This window comes from Acinetobacter sp. V2, assembly GCF_001188385.1.
Lineage (GTDB): Bacteria > Pseudomonadota > Gammaproteobacteria > Pseudomonadales > Moraxellaceae > Acinetobacter > Acinetobacter oleivorans.
In genome coordinates this window covers 162,868-164,017 of sequence record NZ_JZFB01000002.1, presented here as the reverse complement: position 1 = coordinate 164,017, position 1,150 = coordinate 162,868, and the positions used below count along the sequence as shown (strand labels likewise).

Sequence of the window (1,150 nt, the reverse complement as noted above, 5' to 3'; positions counted from 1 at the left end):
GTTGTCCCTACAAATAATGATGCACTAGGTGAAATTGCACTTCAATCTTTACCTGCTTTTGAACAGGTCATTGTGAACTGTCCAATGGGTGTAACTGAAGTTGAGTTTAACCGTAAACTATTTTTGGCACGTCGTCGTGCAGAACAACAATTACAAAATGATCCGTCATTCTATGTGACTACGCTTTGTTCGACAGTGATCAGCTATAAAGGCTTGATGATGCCGGCTGCAATTGCTGAGTTCTATACAGATTTGGCAGACGAACGTTTAAAATCACATATCGTGGTGTTCCACCAACGTTTCTCGACCAACACTTTACCGCGTTGGCCTTTGGCACAGCCATTCCGTTACCTTGCGCATAATGGTGAAATCAACACTATTACAGCAAACCGTAACTGGGCATTGGCACGTACGCCTAAATTTGAAAACCCATTGTTACCAGGCCTAACTGAGCTTAACCCAATTGTGAACCGTACTGGTTCAGACTCTTCAAGCTTAGATAACATGCTTGAAATCTTGGTCGGTGGCGGTATGGATTTATTCCGTGCATTGCGTATGCTCGTGCCACCAGCTTGGCAAAACGTTGAAACTTTAGATGCAGACTTACGTGCATTCTATGAGTTTAACTCTAAGCATATGGAAGCTTGGGATGGTCCAGCAGGTTTAGTAATTCAAGATGGTCGTCATGCCATTTGTATGCTTGACCGTAATGGTTTACGCCCTGCACGTTGGGTTATTACCAAAAATGATTACATTACCTTGGCATCTGAAATTGGTGTCTGGGGTTATGAACCTGAAGATGTTATTTCTAAAGGTCGCGTAGGCCCTGGTCAAATTTTAGTAGTTGATACATTAACAGGTAAAGTACTTGATACTAAAGATGTTAGTACTCATTTGAAAAACATGCGTCCGTACCGTGAGTGGCTACGTGATCATGCAATTCGCCTCAATGCTAACCCTGAACTTGAAGAACAATTAGTTGATCAAGGTTTAACTGGTGATGCTTTAAAAGCAGCTCAAAAAATGTTTATGGTAACGTTTGAAGAGCGCGACCAGTTGTTGCGTCCTATTGCTGAAAGTGGTCAGGAAGCTGTAGGTTCTATGGGGGATGATACGCCAATGGCTGTATTGTCTCGTCAAGTACGCCATG

General features: G+C 42.7%; 1 protein-coding gene. It reads left to right on the top strand.

Features of this window, described 5'->3' with window-relative positions:
- On the top strand, positions 1-1,150 hold a 1,150-nt coding region (locus tag UC75_RS20970), incomplete at both ends, for a glutamate synthase central domain-containing protein (RefSeq protein WP_322842890.1).